At 65.2% G+C, this 22,848-nt stretch carries 28 protein-coding genes and 1 pseudogene; 15 read left to right on the forward strand and 14 right to left on the reverse strand.

Translation table 11 applies throughout. The features are described 5' to 3' along the window. Positions 1-15: 15 nt before the first annotated feature. Positions 16-669, reverse strand: coding sequence for a PAS and ANTAR domain-containing protein (locus JVH1_RS34485; protein WP_043777845.1), 654 nt, complete (start codon positions 667-669; stop codon positions 16-18). Between the two features lie 284 nt (positions 670-953). On the opposite strand from JVH1_RS34485, the gene JVH1_RS34490 reads away from it, so the two are divergent. From JVH1_RS34490 to JVH1_RS34500, 3 genes are all read left to right on the forward strand, one after another. Beyond that, complete coding sequence (locus JVH1_RS34490) at positions 954-1,208, forward strand: hypothetical protein (RefSeq protein WP_009473305.1); 255 nt, start codon at positions 954-956, stop codon at positions 1,206-1,208. Positions 1,209-1,226: 18 nt separating this feature from the next. After that, entirely contained in the window at positions 1,227-1,514 is a 288-nt protein-coding gene (locus JVH1_RS34495) for a hypothetical protein (RefSeq protein WP_009473304.1), read from the forward strand. Between the two features lie 143 nt (positions 1,515-1,657). Further along, a complete protein-coding gene (locus JVH1_RS34500; RefSeq protein WP_043783116.1) occupies positions 1,658-2,749 on the forward strand; it encodes an IS630 family transposase in 1,092 nt (363 codons plus the stop codon). Here the strand turns inward: JVH1_RS34500 and JVH1_RS34505 are convergent. After that, positions 2,746-3,003 (reverse strand): three-helix bundle dimerization domain-containing protein, encoded by a 258-nt coding sequence (locus tag JVH1_RS34505; protein ID WP_009473303.1) that lies wholly within the window; start codon positions 3,001-3,003, stop codon positions 2,746-2,748. The genes JVH1_RS34500 and JVH1_RS34505 overlap by 4 nt on opposite strands. A gap of 211 nt (positions 3,004-3,214) precedes the next feature. Between JVH1_RS34505 and JVH1_RS34510 the strand changes: the two genes are divergently transcribed. Next, complete coding sequence (locus tag JVH1_RS34510) at positions 3,215-3,472, forward strand: hypothetical protein (RefSeq protein ID WP_009473302.1); 258 nt, start codon at positions 3,215-3,217, stop codon at positions 3,470-3,472. Between the two features lie 143 nt (positions 3,473-3,615). Here the strand turns inward: JVH1_RS34510 and JVH1_RS34515 are convergent, their stop codons facing one another. Beyond that, positions 3,616-3,975, reverse strand: a complete 360-nt coding sequence (locus JVH1_RS34515) for a hypothetical protein (RefSeq protein ID WP_237726843.1) — start codon at positions 3,973-3,975, stop codon at positions 3,616-3,618. A 127-nt stretch (positions 3,976-4,102) separates the two neighbouring features. On the opposite strand from JVH1_RS34515, the gene JVH1_RS34520 reads away from it, so the two are divergent. Beyond that, positions 4,103-4,276, forward strand: coding sequence for a hypothetical protein (locus JVH1_RS34520; protein ID WP_009473299.1), 174 nt, complete (start codon positions 4,103-4,105; stop codon positions 4,274-4,276). Between the two features lie 315 nt (positions 4,277-4,591). Further along, positions 4,592-4,858, forward strand: a complete 267-nt coding sequence (locus JVH1_RS34525; RefSeq protein ID WP_009473298.1) for a hypothetical protein — start codon at positions 4,592-4,594, stop codon at positions 4,856-4,858. A gap of 78 nt (positions 4,859-4,936) precedes the next feature. Here JVH1_RS34525 and JVH1_RS34530 read toward each other — a convergent pair whose 3' ends face one another. Beyond that, positions 4,937-5,083, reverse strand: a complete 147-nt coding sequence (locus tag JVH1_RS34530) for an acyl-CoA synthetase (protein ID WP_237724011.1) — start codon at positions 5,081-5,083, stop codon at positions 4,937-4,939. A 333-nt stretch (positions 5,084-5,416) separates the two neighbouring features. Here JVH1_RS34530 and JVH1_RS34535 point away from each other — a divergent pair, with 333 nt between their 5' ends. The 3 genes from JVH1_RS34535 to JVH1_RS34545 all read left to right on the forward strand — a co-directional run bounded on the left by JVH1_RS34535 (position 5,417) and on the right by JVH1_RS34545 (position 8,462). Beyond that, positions 5,417-5,947: a hypothetical protein gene (locus tag JVH1_RS34535; protein WP_009473295.1), complete on the forward strand. Its 531-nt coding sequence runs from the start codon at positions 5,417-5,419 to the stop codon at positions 5,945-5,947. A gap of 99 nt (positions 5,948-6,046) precedes the next feature. Then, on the forward strand, positions 6,047-7,033 hold the full coding sequence (locus JVH1_RS34540) for a DUF916 domain-containing protein (RefSeq protein ID WP_237735097.1): 987 nt from the start codon (positions 6,047-6,049) through the stop codon (positions 7,031-7,033). 1,096 nt (positions 7,034-8,129) lie between these two features. Next, positions 8,130-8,462, forward strand: coding sequence for a toxin-antitoxin system HicB family antitoxin (locus JVH1_RS34545; RefSeq protein ID WP_009473292.1), 333 nt, complete (start codon positions 8,130-8,132; stop codon positions 8,460-8,462). Between the two features lie 259 nt (positions 8,463-8,721). Here JVH1_RS34545 and JVH1_RS34550 read toward each other — a convergent pair whose 3' ends face one another. Beyond that, the gene (locus JVH1_RS34550; protein ID WP_051033647.1) at positions 8,722-9,183 is read right to left on the reverse strand and encodes a ubiquinol-cytochrome c reductase iron-sulfur subunit; all 462 of its coding nucleotides are present in this window, start codon (positions 9,181-9,183) and stop codon (positions 8,722-8,724) included. 273 nt (positions 9,184-9,456) lie between these two features. On the opposite strand from JVH1_RS34550, the gene JVH1_RS34555 reads away from it, so the two are divergent. Together JVH1_RS34555 and JVH1_RS34560 are read left to right on the forward strand one after the other, a co-directional pair. Continuing rightward, positions 9,457-9,861, forward strand: a complete 405-nt coding sequence (locus tag JVH1_RS34555; RefSeq protein WP_009473289.1) for a YciI family protein — start codon at positions 9,457-9,459, stop codon at positions 9,859-9,861. Between the two features lie 435 nt (positions 9,862-10,296). After that, positions 10,297-12,270 carry a potassium transporter Kup gene (locus JVH1_RS34560; protein ID WP_009473287.1) on the forward strand — a complete coding sequence of 658 codons (1,974 nt, stop codon included), beginning with the start codon at positions 10,297-10,299 and terminating at the stop codon, positions 12,268-12,270. Between the two features lie 511 nt (positions 12,271-12,781). On the opposite strand, the gene JVH1_RS34565 is transcribed toward JVH1_RS34560, so the two are convergent. Next, a complete protein-coding gene (locus JVH1_RS34565; protein WP_009473285.1) occupies positions 12,782-13,471 on the reverse strand; it encodes a ZIP family metal transporter in 690 nt (229 codons plus the stop codon). Positions 13,472-13,588: 117 nt separating this feature from the next. Next, positions 13,589-14,581: a TrkA family potassium uptake protein gene (locus JVH1_RS34570; protein ID WP_009473283.1), complete on the reverse strand. Its 993-nt coding sequence runs from the start codon at positions 14,579-14,581 to the stop codon at positions 13,589-13,591. Positions 14,582-14,813: 232 nt separating this feature from the next. Here JVH1_RS34570 and JVH1_RS34575 point away from each other — a divergent pair, with 232 nt between their 5' ends. Continuing rightward, positions 14,814-15,119: a hypothetical protein gene (locus JVH1_RS34575; protein WP_009473282.1), complete on the forward strand. Its 306-nt coding sequence runs from the start codon at positions 14,814-14,816 to the stop codon at positions 15,117-15,119. Positions 15,120-15,142: 23 nt separating this feature from the next. Here JVH1_RS34575 and JVH1_RS34580 read toward each other — a convergent pair whose 3' ends face one another. Then, positions 15,143-15,472 carry a hypothetical protein gene (locus tag JVH1_RS34580; RefSeq protein ID WP_029538206.1) on the reverse strand — a complete coding sequence of 110 codons (330 nt, stop codon included), beginning with the start codon at positions 15,470-15,472 and terminating at the stop codon, positions 15,143-15,145. A gap of 132 nt (positions 15,473-15,604) precedes the next feature. Here JVH1_RS34580 and JVH1_RS34585 point away from each other — a divergent pair, with 132 nt between their 5' ends. Next, a complete protein-coding gene (locus JVH1_RS34585; protein ID WP_009473280.1) occupies positions 15,605-16,525 on the forward strand; it encodes a S1C family serine protease in 921 nt (306 codons plus the stop codon). Between the two features lie 33 nt (positions 16,526-16,558). Here JVH1_RS34585 and JVH1_RS34590 read toward each other — a convergent pair whose 3' ends face one another. The 3 genes and pseudogenes from JVH1_RS34590 to JVH1_RS34600 all read right to left on the reverse strand — a co-directional run bounded on the left by JVH1_RS34590 (position 16,559) and on the right by JVH1_RS34600 (position 18,950). Further along, entirely contained in the window at positions 16,559-16,951 is a 393-nt protein-coding gene (locus JVH1_RS34590) for a hypothetical protein (RefSeq protein WP_237735096.1), read from the reverse strand. A 220-nt stretch (positions 16,952-17,171) separates the two neighbouring features. Beyond that, positions 17,172-17,717 (reverse strand): annotated as a pseudogene (locus tag JVH1_RS34595) (aldehyde dehydrogenase family protein); the annotation flags it as partial. Positions 17,718-18,002: 285 nt separating this feature from the next. Beyond that, a complete protein-coding gene (locus JVH1_RS34600) occupies positions 18,003-18,950 on the reverse strand; it encodes a hypothetical protein (protein WP_009473277.1) in 948 nt (315 codons plus the stop codon). Between the two features lie 852 nt (positions 18,951-19,802). Here JVH1_RS34600 and JVH1_RS34605 point away from each other — a divergent pair. After that, positions 19,803-19,946 (forward strand): hypothetical protein, encoded by a 144-nt coding sequence (locus JVH1_RS34605; RefSeq protein WP_009473275.1) that lies wholly within the window; start codon positions 19,803-19,805, stop codon positions 19,944-19,946. 164 nt (positions 19,947-20,110) lie between these two features. Next, positions 20,111-20,389 (forward strand): hypothetical protein, encoded by a 279-nt coding sequence (locus tag JVH1_RS34610; protein ID WP_009473274.1) that lies wholly within the window; start codon positions 20,111-20,113, stop codon positions 20,387-20,389. Positions 20,390-20,915: 526 nt separating this feature from the next. On the opposite strand, the gene JVH1_RS34615 is transcribed toward JVH1_RS34610, so the two are convergent. From JVH1_RS34615 to JVH1_RS34625, 3 genes are all read right to left on the reverse strand, one after another. After that, positions 20,916-21,515, reverse strand: coding sequence for a glyoxalase (locus tag JVH1_RS34615; RefSeq protein WP_009473273.1), 600 nt, complete (start codon positions 21,513-21,515; stop codon positions 20,916-20,918). 805 nt (positions 21,516-22,320) lie between these two features. Next, positions 22,321-22,560, reverse strand: a complete 240-nt coding sequence (locus JVH1_RS34620; protein ID WP_009473271.1) for a citrate lyase subunit beta — start codon at positions 22,558-22,560, stop codon at positions 22,321-22,323. Further along, a complete protein-coding gene (locus tag JVH1_RS34625) occupies positions 22,541-22,702 on the reverse strand; it encodes a hypothetical protein (RefSeq protein WP_009473270.1) in 162 nt (53 codons plus the stop codon). The genes JVH1_RS34620 and JVH1_RS34625 overlap by 20 nt, the downstream gene beginning before the upstream one ends. Between the last annotated feature and the right edge of the window lie 146 nt (positions 22,703-22,848).

The following is a 22,848-nucleotide window of genomic DNA, read 5'->3' on the forward strand; positions in this document are numbered from 1 at the left end:
TCGCTGGGGATTCCGTCACCTCCGCCAGGTGCCGACTCGTTGGTGGGCGGTCAGCAGCAGATGATCGAACCGCGCGCGCAGCCCGGTGTCGGGGTCGAACTCGCGGAACCCGGCGACGATCTCTTCGGCTATCGTGCGGAGCCGGGTGTTGGTTTCCTGGGAGCGCCACGTCAGGATGTCGAATGCCCGGTCGGCGGTGATGCCGTAGACCAGCATCAGCGCACCCTTGGCCTGCTCGATCACCGCCCGTGACTGTGCGAGTTCGGCGACCGCCTCGTCGACGGAGTCCTTCACATCGTTCTGGTGGGTGTCGGTGATGTCGATGTAGAACCCGGTCGTGCCGATCACCTGACCGGTGTCGTCGTGCAGATGATCGCCGACGACCACGACGTGGCGAACCTTGCCGGCGGTGTCGATGATGCGGTGCTTGCTGCTGAACGGTTCGGCGTCGGTGACCATCCGGTCCAGCACCCGGGCGACACGCGGGTGGTCCTCCGGGTGCTTGTGGGACAGCAGCAGGTCGGTGGTCGGGGTGACCTCGCCGGGTTGGTAGCCGTGCATCTGGGCGACGGCGTCGGACCACTCCCACCGCTGCCCGTCCAGCAAGAACCGGAAGCTGCCCACCCGCTGCGGCTCGCCGCCGAACACCTGTTCTGAATCCACGCCCATTTCTAGCGCATCGGTAGCGGGAGAGCTGCACGGACCGGGCCGTGACCAGACCCACGTGACTGCGCACGCCGGAGCCAATCCTTCGTTTGCCGACTACGCCGATGGGACAGTCGTGGCAGTGCATGTACTGGTGGTGTCCGTTTCAGGGGCTGGGGGCAAGCGCAGGCGTAAGCACCCAACGCTTTGGCAGCGGTGGGAGTGGGTACAGAACTGACCTCAGTAATGTTCTGACCAAGTAACCGGAACCTCCGGCGTACGCACACCCGCAGGGAAGGCGGTCGCAGATGAAGTTCCGAGAACACCTTGCCAGTGGTGTCGGAGTCCTTGGGCTGGCTGTCGACGCGGGTATCGCTCTGGCATCGATGGTGGTCGCAGTCCCGGTCGCGTTCATTGTCAGCGAGGTGGGCAAGGATCGGGCGGAGGCCCGCAGGCAGACTTCGCCCACCGTGCCGCCGGCGTCGACGACGCACGATCTCGGGACGGTCTTCACCTATCGGGAACGGACCGGAGGCGGCCGCTCGTCGCTGGGTGGCAGCTGAGGAGAAGGGTGGGGACACATGGCCGAGACGAGCGAGAAGACACCGGAACTCGGTGACGCGTTGCGCGTCGGTGCCCGAGTCCTGGTCCGCAGGCCGTCGGAGACGGCGGCGACCGGTGCGGCCGTCGAGGACTGCGCCGACCTGGTCCCGGCGCAGGATCGGGGGCACGAGTGGGCGCCGGTGCCTCGGTGGGCGGTGGCCCTCGATGACGGGCGGTTGGTCTTCGCCGACACAGAGGACCTCACGGTCGATCCGTCACCTGGCGCCCCCGAGGGCGAAATAGGCAAGGCGGTCGAGCCGAAGTAGGGGAAGGCCGCAGGTGATCGGCTCGGCGCCGGAGACCGCCGCGGGTTCGACGACGGGTGAGGCCGGCCGACCCCTCGTCATCGTCGGCCGGAGGTACCTAGTGTCTTGAGTCATAAATAAGCGATCGGTTGTTAAGATTGGTCATGGCAACTCGTGGTCCGCGACCGACGGAGATTGTGCTGACCGAGGCCGAACGCGTAGAACTCGAGGGGTGGTCGCGGCGACGCAAGACCGCTGCAGGTTTGGCAGTAAGGTCGCGAATCATTCTCGCTGCCGCCGATGGTGGATCGAATACCGAAGTGGCGCAGAGGTTGGGGTTGAACCGAGGCACGGTGCGGCGGTGGCGCGACAGGTTCGTCGAGGACCGATGCGACGGGTTGCTCGACGAACCACGCCCGGGCCGTCCGCGGACGATCGACGACGACAAGATCAAGGATCTGATTACCTCGACCCTCGAAACGACACCGAAGAATGCCACACACTGGTCCACACGATCAATGGCAGAGCATCTCGATATTTCGCAATCGACGGTCTCGAGAGTGTGGCGCGCGTTCGGTTTGGCCCCGCACAAACAAGACTCGTGGAAACTGTCGAAGGATCCACTGTTCACCGAGAAGGTCCGTGACGTCGTCGGCCTGTACATGAACCCGCCCGAGCGGGCTCTGGTGCTCTGCGTCGACGAAAAAACTCAGATCCAAGCACTGGACCGGACCCAACCGATATTCCCGATGCTTCCCACCACCCCGCAACGCGCCAGTCACGACTACGTCCGCAATGGCACCTCGAGCCTGTACGCCGCTCTAGACATCGCCTCAGGGAAGGTGATCGGATCACTCCATTCACGCCACCGCGCACAAGAATTCATCGCATTTCTTCGCAAGATCGACGCTCAGGTGCCCGACGATCTCGATGTCCACCTCGTGATGGACAATGCATCGACCCACAAGACTCCCGCGGTCAAACGATGGCTCCTCGCGCACCCGCGCTTCGTCATCCACTTCACACCGACCAGCTCATCGTGGATGAACCTCGTCGAACGCTGGTTCGCCGAACTGACCACCAAGAAGCTCCAACGCTCCACCCATACCTCGGTCCAACAGCTCAACAAAGACATCCGAGCATGGATCGAGACCTGGAACGACAACCCCAGACCTTACGTCTGGGTCAAGACCGCCGACCAGATCCTCGACTCCATCGCACACTACTGCGCCAGAATTAAAGACTCAGGACACTAGAGCATGTGGTGCTCGACCCGGGCCGCCGCGGGCAAGGTGGCGGAGGTTGTCGCCCCAGCCGCCAGGGCCGCGTCCAGTGATCTGATCGCGGCTCGTTCGACCAGCAGGGGGACGAAGTCCCGGATCCGGCATCCGTCGAACCGGTGATGAGCGGTGTCGACCATCTCGCCGACCAGGTGCGGATCGAGGAACTCATACCGCCTGACCAGCTGTGCGCGCACCGCGTCGAGATGCTGTCTCTCGGTGACGTCCATGACCAGAATTGTCCTCCCGCACGCGCTCCACGTGGAGTGCATTTTTCACGGGTCCACCCGGTGGACCGCGCTCGCCTTCGCCGCCGATCGCCTGATCGGCGGGTTGACGTGTCGACCGGCGGGCTGCACGATGTGTCGCTGGACCGCAGCGCCGCAGTCTCGTTCGAGTCCCGCGGCACCGATCCTGTCGCGCCCAGCTGGAGGTCACCGGATGGCACCGATCGAGCACGACCCCGATATCGCCCAGGCACAGGTCTTCCTGCACCTGCTCAACACCGAGATCGACATCCTCACCGCCCGCATCGAAGAGACCGAAGCCGACGCCCACCGTGCCGGATCCTGGGACCGGCTGGGTGCGCGGGTACGGCCGGAGGAGGACGCCCTGCAGGAGCAACTTTCCGAGGCGCACCACCTGGTCGCCCGGCTCACCGCCCGCTATCCCGAACTTTGGGACGTCGAACGGAACTGAGCCGAAGCATCATCCGGACGTCACCCGCGGCGGGTGTTGAGGTGTGTTCGGCCGGGAACAATGCCACGGTGGTCACGCTTGCGGGGAGACCGATCTGCGGCCATTCGGCGGTCAGTGCCACCTCCGTACCGGTGGCGAGACCGTCAGCCAGTACATCGGCTGGGTCCGGTAACGGCATGTCCCCGCGGCCCAGTCCTTCCGATCGGGGCGGTGGAAGCACGGGTGTCCGCGACCGCGAGGTCGTCCGTCCCAGCCCACACATCCAGATACGACCAGTGCGCCGACGGCTCCGCCGGATCGGTGAGCGGCCGGGTTTCATGCCGGGCCCGTTCGGCGGGGCAGCCGGTGGCGGTCAGGGTCAGGTGCGCGAGACCGGACGGATACGCCACGACCCGCAACAGCTCCAGGGTCAACTGAATGTCCGCGGCCAAGAGCCGGCGGCCGTGCACCTGGACACCGCCACATGCCGGTGGGGCGGTCGCGGGCCAGCGGGGTCTGCGCACGACCCCGATGGAGCACCCCCGCGAGGGCCGCCGCAAGCACAACGTCGTAAGACGAGATATACGCATGGGTAACAAAGCCGCGATATGCTTTGTCCTGTCAAAAGAACAGAGGGGGAGGCGGCATCCGATGAAGAAGCCCGGCGAGGAAACATCGCGTGAGAGTGGCGCGGTCGTGCCGAACGATCACCTGTCCTCGGACGATCTGGCCGGAGTTGTGGAGGCCCTCACCGGAGAACGCGTGACTCCCCGCAGCGCGACCGGCAGCCCCGCCGGGGCGACCCGGCGAGCGGCGAAGAACTGAGCGGCGGCTCTCGCGGCTGAGTAGCCGCTGACCGCTCGTCGGGAAGCTGCGGGTCAAGCCTTGGCGAGGGTCGGGGTTCGGTGCTGTCTGGACCGGCTCCGTGTCATTCAGGATTTGTGCGGGTGACTGCTGTAAACAAACATTTACACAACGTCTCGATTAAAAGAGCAGGTGAGCATACTTTTTGCTCTCCAGAGCGCCGCCGGAGCGCCTCGGCCACGGATTTCGCGCAGGTGGAGGCCGAAGTGTCCGTGACGAGCCAGCTCCCGGCGGACACTTGGTAACAGCACAGCCGATGATCGCAAAGTTGATCTTGTGCGAACACTGATACTGATCGGAACGGCCTTCGGACTCGGCGCGGGCCTGGTATGTACCAGCCTGTTCGCCTGGTGGCTGTCGTACCCGGTGCATTTCTACGTCGGCAGCCACAAACCGCTCGGCGCCGAAGGGACCACCGGCATGGACGCCGTGGACCCCATACCCTTTCTTGCGGCCGGCCGGATCTTCAGCGCGGTCCTCGGGGCGGTCTCCGGGTTCATCGCCGCACGCCGCGGCTGGCGGCTGGCACGACACGGTGCCTGATCCCGGCGGAAGTGCGCCGGGACCGTCCGGCCGTCGTTCTTGGACGGCGAGTCCGATTGTTCGAGAGGGTCGATGGTCCTAAACGCGCGACGTCTGGTGCCAGTACTGGGCCTTGATCTTGCGTTTGAACAGCTTTCCTGATTCGTCCCGAGGAAGCTCGGGGTCGAGGACGATGAGTCGGGGGACCTTGTAGTTGGCCAGTCGGGCACCGAGGTACTCGGGCATCCGCATATGGATGCGGCATTGGGCCTGCGTGGTCAGGGATCCGCCGCAGACGCCCGTCTAGCGCAACACTTAATCCATACCTGGCCTTGAACGGCGACCAGGGTGCGGCAGGTGACCGCCGTGGTTGCTGCTCGGACAGAAACCGATCCTGCCCCAGTCGCGGCGAGCGAATTGATCGTTGTTTCCGCATCGCACTCAGCGAGATTTTGTTACAAGCTTCAATCATATTTCGGGTGTGGCAATTATCTCGCAACCGAATCATTCAATTCGTGTACGAAAGACATTCGCCTCTCTACAGTGATCGGTACATAGCAAGATCAACTAGGAGAACTGATGCGCAAGACCACCTTTGCCGTAGCAAGCGCCGTGGCAACCCTGGGCCTGATGATGCCGGGCGTCACCGCGAATGCGGACCCTACCGCGTCGGGTCCGGCAACCTTCTCGGTTTTGAGCGGTCCGCTCAGCATCCTGGCACCCGGACCGTACGCCGGCGGCACCGTGGCTCCGGGCGAGACGGTCACACTGGTGACGACCGTGCCCCCTTCCGTCACCGATCTTCGCGGCGGTACGGCAGGTTGGACGGCGACCGCCGCAATCACCGATTTCACCCAAACTCTCGGAAGTTCGGTCATTCCTGCTTCCGGTGTCACATACACGGCGTCCGCGCCGACCCTTCGCACCGGTATCGCCACCTTCACCCCTGGCGGCCCGGCGGTCATCGATACCGCCAAGCCGGTCATGACGGCGGCGGGCGTCACGGGCAACAACACCGCCACCTGGCCGGCGAGCGTCGCAGTGGCCGTGCCGCAGGACGGTGTGACCGCGGGTGTCTACACCTCAGTGCTGGCCCACTCCGTCGCCTGAGCGGAGATCTCTGACGAGAAGAGGCGAAGCCCAGTGGATTCGTCTCGTCCGCGTTTGCCACTTGCGTTGTAGGAAGAGGACCGATCCGTGCGTTATGTGATGAGTCTGCTTGTTCTGGCTGCTGCATGGTCGGTGGCGACCCTGGCCTATGCCACCCCGCATCACGCCCAGGACCCGGCTGGTCAGACCGGACTTGGTATCCGGCTGGCCGAGGTCCCCGTCGAGCTCAAGGACGACCCGCGCGCCCTGTCGTACATCGTCGACAACGTCAATCCGGGGACCACCATCCAGCGGCGCATCGAAATTCAAAACCACACCGGTGCCCCGCAGAAGGTTGAGCTATACGCCGGGGCGGCCAACCTCACCGATTCCCAGTTCACCATCGAAGACGGCCGGGCGGTCAACGAGCTCACTACCTGGACCACAGTCGACCCGAAGGAAGCTGAGCTCGCCGACGGCACCAGCACCGACGCAGTCGTCACGGTCGCAGTACCTGAAGATGCCCCCGAGGGCGAGCAGTACGCCGTGGTCTGGGCGCAGATCACCGGACCACCCCCGACGGGAACCGGCACTCAACTGGTGAGCCGGGTCGGGATCCGGTTGTACCTCAGTGTGGGACCGGGCAACGGTCCTCCGGCTGACTTCAGCATCGCTGAGGTCACCCCGCAACGGAATTCGGAAGGGATCGCCCAGCTCGTGGCCGAAGTGGAGAACACCGGTGGGCGGGCCCTCGATATGGCGGGTGAAGTACGTTTGAGCGGCGGGCCTGGGAGCTTGTCAGCGGGCCCGTTCAACGCCGTCAATGGCACCACCATCGCACCCGGAGCGACTGCTCTCGTCACCATCGACCTCAGCCCGGACCTACCGAACGGACCCTGGACCGCGGACCTCACATTGCGCAGCGGTTTGGTGAATCACCTGACGTCTGCGTCCGTGACCTTCCCGGATTCCGGCGTCGGTACACCCGTCGGCACCGGCGACAACGGGAGCGGATTTCCTTGGGTAATCAGTTTCGCGGTTCTCTTGGTTGCGTTGATCGTCACCGTCGTACTTCTGTTGCGGCAGAGAAGTCGCCAGAACACGTAGGGAACCCGCAATGACACGTCCAGCGATTATTCTACTGACGGTCGCGTTCCTCGTTGCCGGTGCAGCCGCCGCCCACGCGCAGGAAACGACACCCCCGGCAACGACGCCCCTCGCTACCCCTGCGACGACGACACCAGTCCCAGCCACCACCACGACGACCCCGGCGCCGACGTCAGTCTCCGCCAGCACCACGGTGGTGCCCACCGCCGGCGATGCAGCGGCCAGCACGCCGCCCGTCGTGGCAACTGCAACGCCGTCGACAACCAGCACACCAGCAGCAGTCGCACCCGCACCGGGAGCGATGGTGGCAGCCGCGGAAACGGGCTTGCTCGCCATCACCACGGTCGGCGGATTCGTTATGGGGGCATCGAATCCGGGAACCACGGTGCAAGGCTCCACGCTGGTAGCGATAACCGACCTGCGTCTGCTCACCGCGCCGACGTGGATCTCCACCGTGCAGATGACGGACTTCGTAGGCACAAGAACGGGACGAATAATCCCAGCCGGCGCGGCCGTGTACGCCTCCACTTCCATCGGATGCAGTACCTCGCCCGGCCCGCGCACGCTGGCAGCTACGCCCGTAGTCGTCCAAACCGCCCGCATCTCGCCGTGCCCCACGGAATGGACAGCGACCATCCATGTGTCCATTCCCCCGGACGCCGTCGCCGACACATACCGTGCATCAGTCACACACTCCGTCGCCTGACACCCTGGCACTCTCGACACGGCTTCGGCTCGTCGGTCGTCAGTTTCCCACCTTGACGCTAGTGGCCGCACCAACGATCCACCCAGGAGCCGGTTACCGCTGCGGCAGTGCGGGTCCTGACGGCTACTCAAGCGGAGGAAAGCGCCTTCGAACTCAGTGTCGGCGATCTGATCGACTTCGAGTGGAAGAAATCCGCCGCAGACGCTCCGAAAGACTTGCTGTACCAAGCGACACAGGCGTGGCCTCAACCACCGGTGCCGCGAAAGCCTAGGTGGCGACTTAACCTCAATGCCGAGATGCCACCGACGCACCTACTCATTTCGTCTAGGCGTGCCGTGCAGTCGGCCGGATACTCAGTGCTTCAGCGAATTCGACAAGTACAGCTCACTCATGTGGACAAGAGAAGACACCACGGACGAGATCCCGGCATGGACTATCGGACTCAATACCGTCGAGGCCCGGACCAATGGTGCGGACATTCCGAGCGGATTCGGATTCGGCATCCCCTTCGTCCGCGATGTGCTCGGGGACATGGCGAGCACCGGCGAGAAGCCGCCCGTGCCGATCGCGGACCCTTCCTACACCGGCACCTTCACCGTGCGAACCTCTCCGCGGGTGCACCGCACTCTGGCGGTCGAGGCCGACGAGCAGGGTGTCTCGCTAAATCTGCTGGTCAACCAGAAACTTTCCGCCCCGGCTGCAGACCGCGTCACCCCCGAGTGAAGGCAGGGTGAGGTGGGGTTCCAACTCGACCCGCGAGTACGCACCGGACCGACCGTAGCCCCTCATCGTTCACGCTCGCCATGAAACACTCAATGCTCCAATCTCCTATCACCGCTGGGCGTTCAGTGCTGATCCGGCACAGTGATGTTTCGTCAGGCACATACAGGCTTGGAGTCTCGGATTGTTTCCGAACGGGATTTGCCAGTCGATGAACGGGCCACCCACCTCGTCGGCGACGTCCCGATATGGGTCACACACCTCAGCCGACCACGACCGAGTCACCCTGAGCGGAGACACTTCGTGGGACGAGCGGAGCGATCGCCGGACCGGTGTGCACAGACCCGTCGAGATTGAACTTGCTGCCATGGCACGGGCAATTGATGGTGCCGCCGGAGACGTCGGAGACGGTGCATCCCGCGTGCGTGCATGTCGACGAGAACCCGCGGAAGTCACCACTGGTGGGCTGTGTGACGACAACATCGCCGAGCACCGTGCCGCCACCGACGGGTACGTCGCCGGTCGGCACGGTTGCAGTCGCGGGATTCGCAGCTGGCCTGGCGCCGGTGCCGGGCGCAGCCGACGCGCGGGTTCTACGGAACAGCGCGCTACCGGCGGCCAAGGCGGCTGCCGCAGCGCCGATACCGACGAGAACTGTACGGCGGGGAAGCGCTAGTTGATCGCTCCGCAGGCTCTGCTGCTGGTCACGTTTGTCGGACGGCATGTCGGGTCGCTCCCTTGTCTGGGGTGGGGTCGATGCGGACCTCTCATTGGTTATAACGAGGGACGGGGATGACTGGTTCACACGCGCCACACCGGGCAGGCTGTGCCCGACTCGGCGTGCGCGGCGTGTTCGAGGACTGCCTCCTTGCGGGGCGCCCACTAAAGAAAAATTCTCCCGAGAATGTTTTGGTGGGGATGCCGAGAACTGCAACCAGACTCCGTCCTTACTGAGAAAGCGCCAGAATGGGCGCACCACACGACGAGGAGTGAGACGATGCCGAAGTTCATGTTGCTGCAGAACTACGAGGGTGGATCGGGTTGCACGGTGCCGATGCCAGAGTGGACCCCAGCAGAGATCGCCGCGCACGTGAGGTTCCAGCAGGACCTGAACGTCGAGCTCGCCGCGGCGGGTGAACTGGTCGATGCCCAGGGTCTGGCGGGCCCGGAGGTCGCGAAGCGGGTGACGTTCGACGGCTCGGGCGTCCCGGTGGTCACCGATGGCCCGTTTCCGGAGTCGAAGGAACTGCTCGCCGGTTATCGGACGATCGACGTCGAGTCGCAGGCGCGCGCACTCGAGGTCGCTGCGAAGTCGTCGGCTGCCCCGGGCCCGGGTGGCAAGCCGATCGCGCAGCCGATCGAGGTCCGGCAGGTGATGGACGCACCGGAGATCGATCTGTGAGGTCCGACTCCGCGGTAGAGGACCTGCTGCGCCAACCGGCACCGCGTCGCGCTCGTTAGCGACGATCTGGACCGGATCTTCGATGTCCGCAACCAGGGCCGCCACTGTTGCCGTCGTCGCGCAAAGCTTCGGAATGTCCATCGCCATCATCGCCATCGGCGGCCTCTGAGGCAGATCGTGCGTGGCGCCGCAGAGATGCTCGATAGGTTGGGATTCGAGGGCACGAGCCTCGGTGAAATCACCTGGGCGTCCGGAATCGCGAAGGCACGCCGTATTCGCATTAGCCTTCGACACCTTCGACCAGCCGTTGGAGCACCGCCGCTTCCAACGCTGCGGCGAGCGGCCGCTTGCACCGGTGAGCGGTGGCCTGGGGTTTTTCGACCCGCGGGACGAGAAACTCGACTTCCACGGTCACCGCGTCCAGGAAGGCCGACAATGGGATCCGGTCCTGCAGACGAGGAGCACACTGTGGACACAGAGCCCGGAGTCAGTCCGCCGAGGCGCACGGTGGGCGGTCGAGAAACGGTTCGAGCCGCCGTCGTGGTCGGTGCACTGGGTGTGGTGTTCGGCGACATCGGAACCAGCCCGATCTACACCATCCAAACGGTGTTCAACCCGGAGGATCCGCACCCCGTGCCGATCAGCACGAACAACGTGTACGGCGTTGTGTCGCTCATCTTCTGGTCGGTGATGTTGATCGTCACCGCTACCTACGTCTTGCTGGTGATGCGCGCCGACAACGACGGCGAGGGCGGGGTCATGGCGCTGATCACGCTGCTCCGACGTATGGGTGCGGTGCGGGGCAGTCGTGTTACCGCGGTGCTGGCCGGGCTCGGAATCTTCGGTGCCGCCCTGTTCTTCGGCGACAGCATGATCACACCGGCGATCTCGGTGCTGTCCGCGGTGGAAGGACTGAAGGTCGTCGAGCCGGGGTTGGAAGAATGGATCGTGCCGATCACGGCGGTGATCATCGTGGCGTTGTTCTCCGTGCAGCGCCGCGGCACGGCGGCGGTCGGGCGACTGTTCGGGCCGGTGATGATCGTCTGGTTCGTCTCGATCGGGGCCTGCGGCGTGAGCGGCATCGCGCGGCATCCGGAAATCCTCAAGGCGCTCTCGCCGACCTATGCCCTCAGCTTCTTCTTCGGACACTTCGGGATTGCCTTCTTCGCGCTGGCCGCGGTCGTGCTGGCGGTCACCGGCGCCGAGGCACTGTATGCCGACATGGGCCATTTCGGCAGGCGGGCGATCACCCGGGGTTGGCTGGTGCTCGTTCTGCCGGCGTGTGTGCTGAGCTACCTCGGGCAGGGTGCGCTGCTTCTCGGCGACCAGAGTGCCGTGAGCAGCCCGTTCTTCCTGCTCGCCCCCGGATGGGCGCGGTGGCCGATGGTGCTGTTGGCCACCGCGGCGACGGTGATCGCCTCCCAGGCGGTGATCACCGGCGCCTACTCGGTGGCATCACAGGCGGCCCAGCTCGGTTACCTGCCGCGGTTGCGGGTGGCACACACCTCGGAGTCGACGATCGGACAGATCTACGTCCCGTGGATCAACTGGGTGCTGATGGTGTCGGTGCTCACGCTGGTCTTCGCATTCCGCAGCTCGGCGGCATTGGCGTACGCGTTCGGAATGGCGGTCACCGGAACGATCACCATCACGACGCTGCTGTTCTTCTACATCGTCCGGACCCGGTGGTGTACGCCGTTGTGGCTGGTGGTGTGCGGCGCCGGCTGCTTGCTGGCGGTCGACCTGCTGTTCCTGGCGGCGAACCTGACCAAACTGGTGCACGGGGCGTGGCTGCCCCTGCTGATCGCGCTCACGGCGTTCACCGTGATGACCACCTGGCAACGTGGGCGCGCCATCGTCACCCGCGCACGGGAGCGAGCGGAGGGATCATTAGGGGACTTCGTCGGCCAGCTGCACGACTATCGGCCGCCGCTGGTGCGGGTCCCTGGCACTGCTGTGTTTCTCAACCGCGGAAAGCAGACGGCGCCGTTGGCGATGCGGGCCAATGTCGAGCACAATCGCGTGCTGCAGCAACACGTGGTGATCATGTCGATCAACACGCTGCCGGTGCCGCGCGTACCGGACACCGAGCGGACGGAGATCGACAAGCTCGGCTACGCCGAAGACGGGATCGTCCACGTGACAGCATTTTTCGGGTACATGGATGCGCCGAACATCCCGGATGTACTGCGACTGCTCGACCCCGCGGAGACCGAGGGGCCGATCGCGGTCGATAGCGCCTCCTACTTCCTGTCGAAGATCGAGTTGACGATGGGGACGGCACCGACGATGGCCACATGGCGCAAGCGTCTGTTCATCGCCACCTCCTACATCACGGCAGACGCTGCCGAGTACTTCGGCCTTCCGGGAGAGCGGACTGTGATCATGGGTTCTCGAATCGACGTCTAGGGCGAGTGGATCGCCGTCTCGTGTGCCCACTCGTCACCGGACGGTGGAACGCCGAGGGTCGCCGGCTCGGTGCGATCAGCCGTGCATGCGCGGGTAATCATGCGGGTGAATACGCCGATCGTGCAGCTAGCCACATTGCGCGTTCACTTTTTTTACGTTGAGGTATGGGTGCTGGGACGAACCACACGATATTGTCGCCGGCCACCGAGTCAATGTCCGTGCTGGGGGCAGAATCGGCCCCTTCGGCGGGGCCCGACTATTGGACTATGCCGGCCGTATTGACGGCACACTCGGCGAGCGGCATTGGTGACATCGGCGATCGCCGCAAACAGCGATGCTCCATACCGTCAGTGGTTGCCGGGACGGCAGTATCGTAAACACCGGTTCGGCGACGGACCACTCGGCTTGGGGGAGCCGCCTCGGTGATGGTTCTCCAGGGCCCGAGATCTGTTGCGAGCCCAGAACGGAGCTGCATGGGCACCGTCCTGCCCCGGTCCGACGTGGCGGTGGCCTACGCCCCGAGGCCGAATGCCACGAGGAATCCCAGCGCGGTGGAAAGACCAACCCACCAACCACCCTCCCGATAGGCCTCGGGCATCAACGAATCCGCCAGCACGGCGATCGTCGCGCCGCCGGCGAACGCCTGGATGGTGGCGATCGCACCATCGGAGATCCGGTCGGACACCAGGTTCGCCCCGATCACCACGAGGACGAGTAGCGCTGCGGTCGCTGCCCACACGGCGAAGGCCCGCCGACGGTTGAAACCGGGCTGGGCACGCATCGACGCCGCCCCGGCGACGGCTTCGGGGACGTTGCCGACCGCGACCGCGACGAGCAGCACAACTCCGCCGGTGCCGCCGAGGGTGACGCCCAGCGCCGTATTTTCCGGTACGCCGTCAAGCAGCGCACCGAGCATCAGAGCCCACCCGAGGGCACCAGCGCCGAGCTTGTTCTCGATCAGGTGGTCTGCGAGTACGTAGACCAATGCGCCCGCGAACAGTGCCGCGCCTGCGCCCCAGATGCCTTCGGTCTCGAAGGCGGGCTGGAACAGCTCGGTGGAGACCGCTGCAACCATGGTGCCGGCCCCGAAGGCCATCAGCGCGGCGAGTAGTGGTCTGGGCAAATTGTAGCGGAGGCCGACGCAGGCCCCGATCAGCAAAGGTAGTGCAGTTCCCAGTCCATACAACACGGCAGTGAGCATGCGGGAATGGTATCCGGGCCGACCTTTGGCGATTACCGGCCGACTGAGCGGGTGCCGGTCAGGCACAGCGGCGGGTGGCCCTCGTGGCCGGCGGACGGTGAGAACGCGTTTCCGGCATCACGGATTGACGTGGTGGCGCGCCGCATCGAGTTCGTCGGGTGTGCCGAGGGCTATCAGGATTGTTCCGGGCTCGACTCGGAGCGAGGGCACCGGATTGGCGATGAATTGTCCAGCGACAGTTCGTATCGCGAGAAGCAGCGCGCCGCTCGCCTGTTGAACACCGATCTGTGCGAGCGTGGATCCCGCCCACGGTGAGGTGGGGGAGAGGATGATCTCTTCCATACGGTAGTCCAGGCTTTCGTCGTGCATCACCACGTCGAAGAATTCGGCCACATGCGGCTGCAGTGCGAAGGATCCCATTCTGCGCCCGCCGATCAGCTGCGGGTTGACTACCCGGTTGGCGCCGGCGCGTAGCAGTTTCGACATCGACCCCTCGTTGCGGGCGCGGGCGATGATGGTGAGGTCGGGGCGCAGTGCCCGGGAAGACAGGGTGACGTAGACGTTGTCGGCGTCGGTGTCGAGTGCGGAGATCAACGCGTGCGCGTGCGCGATGCCGGCGGCTTCGAGAATGCGGTCGTCGGTGACGTCTCCGATCACGGTGGGGTGATCGAGATCTCGCAGCCTCTCCGGGTCGCGGTCGACGACGACGATCTCCCGGCCGAGCGAGTCGAGATACTGCGCACTCGCAGTGCCCACCCGGCCCCATCCGCAGATGATGATGTGGCCGGTCATCCGGCTGATGCGTCGGTCCATTCGCCGTCTTTCCATGTGGTGGCGCAAGTGGCCTTCGATGAGCGCCTCGAGGAGGACGCCGAACATGTAGAGCGCGGTACCCACACCCGCCAGGATCAGCATGATGGTGAACAACTGTCCGATCCCGGTCAGCGGGTGCACTTCGCGGAATCCCACGGTCGTGATCGTCGTGACGGTCTGGTAGAGCGCATCCAGGATCCCGAATCCGAGGTCGATGTAGCCGACCGTCCCGATGACAACCACCAGCGCGAACGCGAGGAGCGCTCGGCCGATCCGTCCCAGTGGGCTCACTAACATGATTGTTCTCCCATCTCGGTCGGCGGGATAGGCATTTCATGCATCGACGCGCTCTGCCCTCACGCCGGTCGCAGGACAGAGCACCTGGCTGGGGCGAGACCAGTCCGAGAAGTCTCATGGGATCGCGACCGCGAATTCTTAGCCAGGTGGATGTCGGCGTTCGCGGCATGCAGCGTGAGGGTGGTCCGGAATTCGGTCGCCGCGAACCGGCACAGCAGACGCCGGTGTCCGGATGTTCGCGGCCCACCGCGACGTCTTCCGGGCACTGTTCTCGATGGCCCAACTCGACGCGGATGCGGTCGGCGGGGCCATCGCGCGGATCGAGGAGAACCGGGCCGGCGGGATGGCCCACCTCGCCCAGCGACTGGCCAAGCACGAGGTTCTGCGGCCGGAGGTCACCGTCGACGAGGCCGCAGACCTCCTCTGGCTATTGGCGAGCTTCGACAGCTTCGACCAGCTCTACACCGGGCGGAATCTCCCCGTCGACGACGTCTCCCGCACCCTGATCGCCGCCGCCGAACGCAGCCTCTGCCGGTGAGTGGTCGGCCTCGTACCCCGCGGTCACGCGGGGTCGGTGTTTCTGCGGGGTTGGCGGCGCCGGTGGAACCGTGCACGCTGGAGATCCAGCAGGGTCGCGCTCTCGGCGTCTACTCGGCGGTGTCGACGGGCGATTCCGGCCCGGACGGCAGTCGTATGTCGGTGCAGTTCTGCTGCACGGCCGTTGGCGTTCTCGTCGTCGAGAAAGTAGCCGGCCGCTCGATCGCACTGAATGAGCAACTGTTCGTAGGCGAGGCGCGCGGGTGCCCGTTCGTCGAGTTGCGTGATCGCGATGTGCTCCACGAATTGTAAAGGGATACGTAGTAATTGGTAATTGATTCGCAATAGTGTCATCGGCACGTCGCGCAGTGTTGTCACGATCGGGGATGTTAGCGCTCGTGGAGGAAACGCGCGGAGAGTTTCGTCGGGTGGTCAGCTGGGAGCGAACAGGGGCATAGGTGGTCGTGTGCCGGCGCTGTAGTGGGTATGGGCGAACTGGAGGAGTTGGACGGGTACTCGAGGACGGTGATCTCGGTTGCCGATGCGGTGTTGCCGAGTGTGGCCAGCCTGGTTGTGCGGACGTCACGAGGGAGCGGGTCGGGCAGCGCGAGTGTGATCACCGATGACCGGCTGTTGCTGACGAGTGCGCACGTGGTTGCGGGAGCGAGCGGGGCCGAGGCGGCGTTCACCGACGGAACTGTTGTCCGCACCGACGTGGTGGGGCGCGATCCGTTGTCCGATCTCGCTGTGCTGCGTGCTCGGGGCGATGTGCCTGCTCCGGTGGAGTTGGGTGACGCCGCGTCGCTGCGGGTGGGGCAGTTGGTCGTCGCGTTGGGGAACCCGCTGGGTCTGGCGGGCAGTGTGACGGCGGGCATCGTGTCCGGGCTGGGACGCTCGTTGCCGGTGGAGTCGGGGCGGGTGATCGATGAGGTGATCCAGACCGATGCGGCGCTGAATCCGGGGAACAGCGGTGGCGCGTTGGCCGACAGTGCGGGCCGGCTGGTCGGGGTGAACACCGCTGTCGCCGGAATGGGGGTGGGTCTGGCGGTGCCGATCAACTCGACGACGAGGCAGATCATCGTCGCGTTGGTATCGGCGGGCCGGGTGCGTAGGGCCTGGTTGGGGATCGCGGGCATGCAGGTTCCGCTGCCCCCGAAGCTACAGGGGCGGATCGGGTCGAAGACCGGTTTGCAGGTTGCCGGTGTCTCCCCGCGCAGCCCCGCCGCCGAGGCAGGGTTGCGACGTGGGGACATCATGGTCGAACTCGACGGCAAGCCGATCGTGACGACGACTGCCGTTCAGCGGTTGATGGTCGAGGATGCGATCGACCGGCAGATCGAGATCACGGTATGGCGCAACGGTGCGCTGGTGGATGTGTTCGCTCGTCCTCGTGAGCTCGCGAGCTGACGACCACCCAGCGATGTGGGATCGGATCGACGGTCACCGATTCATCTTGTGACGGATCGCGTCCTGGACTCGCCCGTGAGCCACCGCGATACCGCCCGCGATATCGGTGAGCGTTTTCCGATGCTGGAGACGCAACGGGCCGTTCACTGCGCCATCGTGCAGGTGTTGCCGGTGGGGGAAGACCGGGCGCGGCTCGGCCTCCACGAGGTGTTGGTTGAACATTTCCCTGAGCTGCGACAGCTCGGTGAGTCGTCGGTAGACATCCTCGCTGGCGACGACCCGCGCCTGGCCGAGTAGAGAATCGAATTCGTCACCGCCGATCTGTCCGGCGTCATTCGGGTGCGATGCAGCCGAAGTCGTTGCGGTTGTGGCGAGGCGGGCCGTCGCTCTCAGCAGGTCGGCGTAGATCGCGAGCAGCAGCTTCACGAGTTGGTCTCGCCGCGCAGTCTTGCTGCGCAACCGTTCGGTGATCCACGATGAGAGGGCCGTGCCCACTATTCCGGCCACGCCCATCCACATGATCGCATTCACGATCAGCCTCCCGTCTCTTCTTGCGTTCGTGCCGAAGACCCGTGTTCACATCCCGCCGCCTCCGCGTTACTCATTCCCGGACACTCTGGCGGGCGCCGTTCACGGCCGGTTCTGGTTAGTCGTTGTCGCCGAAGATCGTCTTGGCCTCGAGGTATTCCATCAGGCCGAACTTGCCGAACTCCCGGCCGTTGCCTGACTGTTTGTAACCGCCGAACGGCGCATCGAAGGCCAGCGGAGCACCATTGAGATGAACCATTCCCGTCCGCAGCTGTCGGGCCACATTCCGCGCCCGCTCCGAATTGCTTGACGACACCATCCCGGACAGCCCATAGGCGGTGTCGTTCGCGATGCGGATTGCGTCGGCCTCGTCGTCGTAGCCGATGAGCATCATGACCGGGCCGATGATCTCCTCGCGCGCGATGGTCATATCGTTCGTCACGTCCGCAAAGACGGTGGGCCGGAGGAAGTAACCGGTGGACAGTCCTGCCGGGCGACCGACCCCACCAGCGACGAGTGTGCCGCCCTCATCGATGCCGGTCTGGATCAGGCGCTGCACCTTGTCGAACTGTGTCTGTGACACCGGCGGTCCCACGGTCGTCCCCTCGGCCTCGGGTTGTCCGACCACGATCGACGCGGCGGCGGCTTTCGCGATCGCAATTGCACCGCTGTCGCATCCCGGGCCCTGGCCGGTATGCGTCGGAACGTTTCCGGCGCCTGACAACAATGACTCGCCGCAGCTCGGCCGTCTGTCCGCCGGCCGGGCCCATTGGAGGATAAATGCGTTGTCCCCCAATCGGGGGACAACGGTGATTTCGGATCGAGCGATAGGAATGCGAGGTGGTCGATCCATCCCCGCACGAATGACCGGCTTTGTCCGACGTCACGATGCGGGATATCGACGATCAGAGCGTGAAGCCGAGCCCTGTCCGGCGGGATGGTGCGGCGTTTACCTCGACGCGCTGACCGACGAGGACCGCGCGGGACGTCGGAGTGCGGCCGCCGCCATGGTGAGCGCCACAGCATCCTCGGCGAGCGCGGCCTGCCAGTCCGGCATCCGCCGGCCTGCCCACTGCCGCCACCATGCGCCGCCGTAGGAGCCGGCGAGGGCACCGACGGTTCCGATGATCAGGGCTGACGCCGTGTCGACCCGGTCGCGGTGGGCCAGCGCCGCGGCGCCTCCGCCGCCTGCGATGAGGCGTCCGGTGAGCGCGGGTTGGGAGAGGCGCGACGGTACGTTCGGGTTCTTGTCGGCGACCAGTTCGCCGCCGACGAGCGCCGTCGCGCCAACGAGGCGGGCCCGGTGCGCCGAGCCCGGGGCGCCCGACAGCAGTGCCGCCGCGATGCCCGTGGAACTGCGGAGACCGCTGGCCACGCCGATGACGGCCGACCGGACAGTGCTCGACCGTTCCGCCGCCCGGTCCCTCTGGTGTCCCGTCGCCACGTCCTGTTGCCGCAGGACTGTGGTGACGGTGGCGCCGTAGACGAGATGTGGCACGAGGTCGCTGAGCCAGTCCTGGGCGGTCCACTGCCGCGGGTCGCTGATGCCGCGCAGGGCGATCGGGATGTCGGTGGCTGCCATCGCGGCGAGACCGATCCCGATCGTTCCGGCGGCAGGGGTCAGATGGGCGCCGGCGCGGCGGACGAGGGAGGCGGCAACGCCGAGTCCGGTGCCGACGGCGATCCCACCGAGCGCACCGAACGCCGACCGTCGCGCCGCCAGCGCGTCACCGCGACCCGGTATCGCGACGCCCAGAGCGGTCGTAACGGACTCGACCGTCTTCTCCGGAATGGTGCTTGCGGGGCGGCCGCGGATCGCCATGTCCAGGTAAGTGACGGCGTCGAGCATCGTGGTGCCTGCGGCACCTGCAACGATGCCGGTCGTGACAGCGTTCATCGAACTGCCTCTCTCGCGTGATTCGACGACGGGGTCGTCCTTCCCGGGAGCATCCCCCGGTGGCGTACCGGGCAAACGCGGACGGGGTGTTGGGCGCGAGGCAGGGCATGCGGGCAGGAGTGAGCAGGACGTGATTGCGGGCGCCGGTGACTGGTTCGTTGTCCAGGAGTCGCGCGGGTAAAGGGGGTGTCCGGGAGCGTGGCGACGCCGGATATCTTGTGGCGCAGCCAAGCGCAGCCCCCGCCAACGATCGGTGTCAGCTGGCAGGGGCGCTACACGGACAAACCGCGCGTAGTGACGAGCGGCGCATTAGTGATCTTCGTGAGCCGGGGCGCGGAAGTCCAGGGAGTGTGATCTACGCCATTGCATAATTTTCTTCACTCAGTATTACCGACCAGTAAGTGTTTTCGGGTTTGTATAAGGCGTATGCGTGAATTGGTAATTCTGATCGGCGGGAGTCCTGCGGTATCGGACGAAATTCTCAATTCATCGTGTGGGAATTCAACATATCGGTACGCGGATGCGGCTGTGCCGCAGTATGTCCGGCCGTCGTTCGGAGCTGTCTGCGGAATCGAGGCACGCGGCGAGTTGCTCGCGGATCATTCGGTGCCTGCGCAGCGTACTGCTCGGTATGCAAAGAACAGGCACAGCGGTGTGACGTAGAACACGGCACATTCTCTCGGGAAGCATGGTGATCGGGAATGAGGTGTGGTTACACCCCTGCATGGGACCCAAAAGCGGGTATGGGTGTAGGTGATTCGGCCGTTGTGCAGGTGTCGACGTCGGACGATTGTGTGTGGTGCACCGTCATCGACGTGGCGGTCGGGAATCTCTGCACGTGAAGGAAGAATCGTGATGGCACGGATCAGCAAGAAACTGGGAGCCGATTTACTGGATGCGTTGCGTGTCAGTGTCGTTGGCACCGTGGTGTGTGCCGGACTGGTCATGGGCGTAATCGTCCTGGCGATGTGGAAGTTCCCGATACCGGGTGTATAGGCACCTGTGGCCTATGGTCCTTCGCCGGTGCCGGTAGGCCGGAGTGCAACACCGGGCGGCGGTTCGGCGATATAGCTGACGGGGGATTGGTTGTGCCCGTGGGGCCGGTGATCGATTTACGGCACCAGGCACGGGCGTCGTGTGGTGTGGAAGGAAGAATGGGAATGCTCGGGACGAGTACGGGTGCGATGGTTGGCCTACTGGTGATTGCGCTGCTGGTGGTCCCCGTCTCGTTCGCTGTGGCGGCACGGGCGGATGCGAAGGCCCGCCGCCTCTCGGGGCCGCAGCCTTCCGACGCGGACATGGGGCGATCGGTCGCGGTCGCGGAAGTGGCTGGTCGGTGCGATCAGTGGCGGCAGCTCGCAACGCGGGCGTGGCTGATCTGCGGCGGAGCCTCGCTGGTCGCAGTCGTGGTTGTGGGTGTACTCATCTGTATCGGGTGAGGACGGCGCAGACCGGGACCGCGCGAACTCTGGTTCGGGCTATCCAGCTTCCGTGTCTCCGGAGCCTCTCGACTGCCGTGGCATGCGCGTCCTGGAATCGTCCGGGAGTGCGGTGAACCCCTCTGTGAGCCGAAGCGGCCCGGTCGGAGTGTTCTCCGCTCCGGCCGGGCCTCGCCGGGACGTGCAACAAGCCGCCGCCGCGCTCTCCATCGGACGGCCGGGTCCGCGCCGGTGCGCCTGGGTGGTTTGCCTTGGCCAATGTCTTCTCGGGCGTCGGAGATTGCATCGGCGATCTGTCCTCGGTCTGTACTGGCGCGAGGAAATGGTAAATCGGCCGGTCGGTCGCATTGCGGGTATGTGATCCACGCCACATGCGTTTTTCCGTGTCGACCGAACTGGATGCGTGGTGGCACCTGCCGTCGCGCGCTTCCGGTGGAAAGGCTTGGGGTGGTCGGTGTCGGCGGCCTGGACCGGTGACGACAAGCACCGGTTCCAGGTCGCGCCCGCACCCGAGAACTTCTCCGATTCACACTGTGTGCCATGTGAAGCCGTCGGGGTCGGTGAAGGGTTCGGCGTCGCCGCCGATGACGATCCGGTGGGCGCCCGTGCCGTCGGGGGAGACGCCGGCGTCCTTCGCGAGGGCGCGGTGCCCGTAGAGTGCGAGCGTGACGTTCGGGCCGGTGGCGAACTCGACGTACTTGCGACCGAAGCTTCTCGTCACTTCCAGCCCGTGGTCGAGGTAGAACTGCTTGCTGGCTTTGACGTCTTCGACGCCGAGCAGCAGGACGAGGTCGTCGATGTGCCGGGTCGCCGGCCCGGTGTTCTTCTTCGACGATGTCGCGACCTTCCAGAGCGCTCCGTCGGAGCCCTGCACGACACCGCCGTACCCCCACAGGCTTTTCTTGACTGGTTTGACTGTGGTTCCGCCATTTTCGAGGGCAGCCCCGATGTAGGCGTCGACAATGTTCGGCTGGGACACGACGAGCGAGAGGGTGTAACCGCGGAAGCCGGTGGTCGGTGCGTCCGTGTCGCGGGCACTGATGTGTTCGTCGACGCCTAGGGCGGCGAGGAAGACTTTCGCGGTGGTGGGGTCGGGGGATTCGAGGGCGAGGGATTCGATGTTCATGCGAGTGACGTTAATGCCGCACGTGGGTGGTCGCTTCTCGATTCCTGATCAGTCTGAGCTCGATGGTTACTCTGTGCGTGACGTAGGCGTAGCCAGCTTGCGCGACTGCTGGACGGGCACGCTCGGGGGTGGGAGCACTTCGGGGGCGTCGTGATCGAATTACTTGAAAGATGCTGCGGGATGGCACATTACGAAGTTTATCGGTGCCCACCTCGACGAAGTGACGACCGAAGCGGAAGTCGCGTACCTGCGGACCCTTCTCGAACTCGGCAGGTCCCACCCCTTTGGTCGCTCGAGATCGGACAAGCTCTCACCCGGGTGCGCCACGACCAGCAAGATGATGCCGGCGACGATCGCCGGCTTCACGGGCGACCGCCGATGTCCCGGCCTATTCAGGTCCCTGAACAGTGCGGAAGTGCTCTTGGCGTGCTGCACGGAGTGCCGGGGCGGCGAAGGCCCGGTGTACGAATGCACTCAGTCGTCGCGGGGTACCGGAAGATGTAACGCATCTGCGTGTGAATCAGATCACATGTGTGCGTGGTTGCTGAAAACCACGCGACCGCTCACGGCGGCGCCCCCACAAAGCGACGAAGGCAGAATTCTCATGGCGACACCCTCGACTCCGACGATTTCCGTGTCCGCACCTAGAACGCTGAGGCGGACCAGCGCGATGAGCACCGCCGAAATCAAGGCGAGAATCGAAGCTATGTACGCCGACGATCGCCGACCGGACACTCCGACTGCTCGCTGACATAGTACCGAGCGGGGGAGCGCAAGGGCGAGCGGGTCGGAGCCGATTCCGGTGTTACCGGTAGTCACCTACCCCGAACGCCAGTCGTGCGGTGGCGTCGGCGATGGCGCGGCTGTGGTCCAGCCCGGCAGCGACCCCGTCTTCGAGGTCGAGGATCATCGCGTCCGTTCTCGCCTGCTCGGCGTGGGCGAATCGTTGCGGTTTGTCGGCCGGGACCAGCAGCCACGACCGGGCGGCGGCCGCGCCGATCCGGGCGGGCTGCCGGGTGGCCGGGTCAGTGGTGGATGTGGTCATCGGATTCCTTCTGCGCCTGTTCGGCGACCTCACCGAGAGACGCGGTACCGGTTTCCGGGGCCCAGGCCCAGCAGATGAGGCCACCGAGAGTCAACACGACGCCGCACGCGATCAGCGCCACGTTGACGTCGTACTGGGCCACGACGATCGGGAGCAGGAAGGTGCTGGCGGCGGAGCCGATGCGGCTTGCGGCGACTGCGATTCCGAGCCTCGGCCCGCACCTGGTCTCAGGACGACGGTTGTCGGTGGCTACTGCGGAGGTTACTCGACGACGCCACCTTGTTGCGG

It is taken from the genome of Rhodococcus sp. JVH1 (assembly GCF_000280725.2).
Lineage (GTDB): Bacteria > Actinomycetota > Actinomycetes > Mycobacteriales > Mycobacteriaceae > Rhodococcus_F > Rhodococcus_F jostii_A.

Excerpts from the sequence above, each read along its gene's own strand:
- JVH1_RS34585 (WP_009473280.1), top strand. The coding sequence starts at position 15,605 with ATGGGCGAACTGGAGGAGTTGGACGGGTACTCGAGGACGGTGATCTCG.
- JVH1_RS34600 (WP_009473277.1), bottom strand. The coding sequence starts at position 18,950 with ATGAACGCTGTCACGACCGGCATCGTTGCAGGTGCCGCAGGCACCACG.
- JVH1_RS34500 (WP_043783116.1), top strand. The coding sequence starts at position 1,658 with ATGGCAACTCGTGGTCCGCGACCGACGGAGATTGTGCTGACCGAGGCC.
- JVH1_RS34530 (WP_237724011.1), bottom strand. The coding sequence starts at position 5,083 with ATGCCCGAGTACCTCGGTGCCCGACTGGCCAACTACAAGGTCCCCCGA.
- JVH1_RS34490 (WP_009473305.1), top strand. The coding sequence starts at position 954 with ATGAAGTTCCGAGAACACCTTGCCAGTGGTGTCGGAGTCCTTGGGCTG.
- JVH1_RS34575 (WP_009473282.1), top strand. The coding sequence starts at position 14,814 with ATGTTCGCGGCCCACCGCGACGTCTTCCGGGCACTGTTCTCGATGGCC.
- JVH1_RS34540 (WP_237735097.1), top strand. The coding sequence starts at position 6,047 with ATGAGTCTGCTTGTTCTGGCTGCTGCATGGTCGGTGGCGACCCTGGCC.
- JVH1_RS34560 (WP_009473287.1), top strand. The coding sequence starts at position 10,297 with ATGGGATCCGGTCCTGCAGACGAGGAGCACACTGTGGACACAGAGCCC.
- JVH1_RS34610 (WP_009473274.1), top strand. The coding sequence starts at position 20,111 with ATGCTCGGGACGAGTACGGGTGCGATGGTTGGCCTACTGGTGATTGCG.
- JVH1_RS34580 (WP_029538206.1), bottom strand. The coding sequence starts at position 15,472 with ATGACACTATTGCGAATCAATTACCAATTACTACGTATCCCTTTACAA.
- JVH1_RS34570 (WP_009473283.1), bottom strand. The coding sequence starts at position 14,581 with ATGTTAGTGAGCCCACTGGGACGGATCGGCCGAGCGCTCCTCGCGTTC.
- JVH1_RS34545 (WP_009473292.1), top strand. The coding sequence starts at position 8,130 with ATGTGGACAAGAGAAGACACCACGGACGAGATCCCGGCATGGACTATC.
- JVH1_RS34505 (WP_009473303.1), bottom strand. The coding sequence starts at position 3,003 with ATGGACGTCACCGAGAGACAGCATCTCGACGCGGTGCGCGCACAGCTG.
- JVH1_RS34520 (WP_009473299.1), top strand. The coding sequence starts at position 4,103 with ATGAAGAAGCCCGGCGAGGAAACATCGCGTGAGAGTGGCGCGGTCGTG.
- JVH1_RS34535 (WP_009473295.1), top strand. The coding sequence starts at position 5,417 with ATGCGCAAGACCACCTTTGCCGTAGCAAGCGCCGTGGCAACCCTGGGC.
- JVH1_RS34620 (WP_009473271.1), bottom strand. The coding sequence starts at position 22,560 with ATGACCACATCCACCACTGACCCGGCCACCCGGCAGCCCGCCCGGATC.
- JVH1_RS34615 (WP_009473273.1), bottom strand. The coding sequence starts at position 21,515 with ATGAACATCGAATCCCTCGCCCTCGAATCCCCCGACCCCACCACCGCG.
- JVH1_RS34565 (WP_009473285.1), bottom strand. The coding sequence starts at position 13,471 with ATGCTCACTGCCGTGTTGTATGGACTGGGAACTGCACTACCTTTGCTG.
- JVH1_RS34485 (WP_043777845.1), bottom strand. The coding sequence starts at position 669 with ATGGGCGTGGATTCAGAACAGGTGTTCGGCGGCGAGCCGCAGCGGGTG.
- JVH1_RS34495 (WP_009473304.1), top strand. The coding sequence starts at position 1,227 with ATGGCCGAGACGAGCGAGAAGACACCGGAACTCGGTGACGCGTTGCGC.
- JVH1_RS34555 (WP_009473289.1), top strand. The coding sequence starts at position 9,457 with ATGCCGAAGTTCATGTTGCTGCAGAACTACGAGGGTGGATCGGGTTGC.
- JVH1_RS34510 (WP_009473302.1), top strand. The coding sequence starts at position 3,215 with ATGGCACCGATCGAGCACGACCCCGATATCGCCCAGGCACAGGTCTTC.
- JVH1_RS34550 (WP_051033647.1), bottom strand. The coding sequence starts at position 9,183 with ATGCCGTCCGACAAACGTGACCAGCAGCAGAGCCTGCGGAGCGATCAA.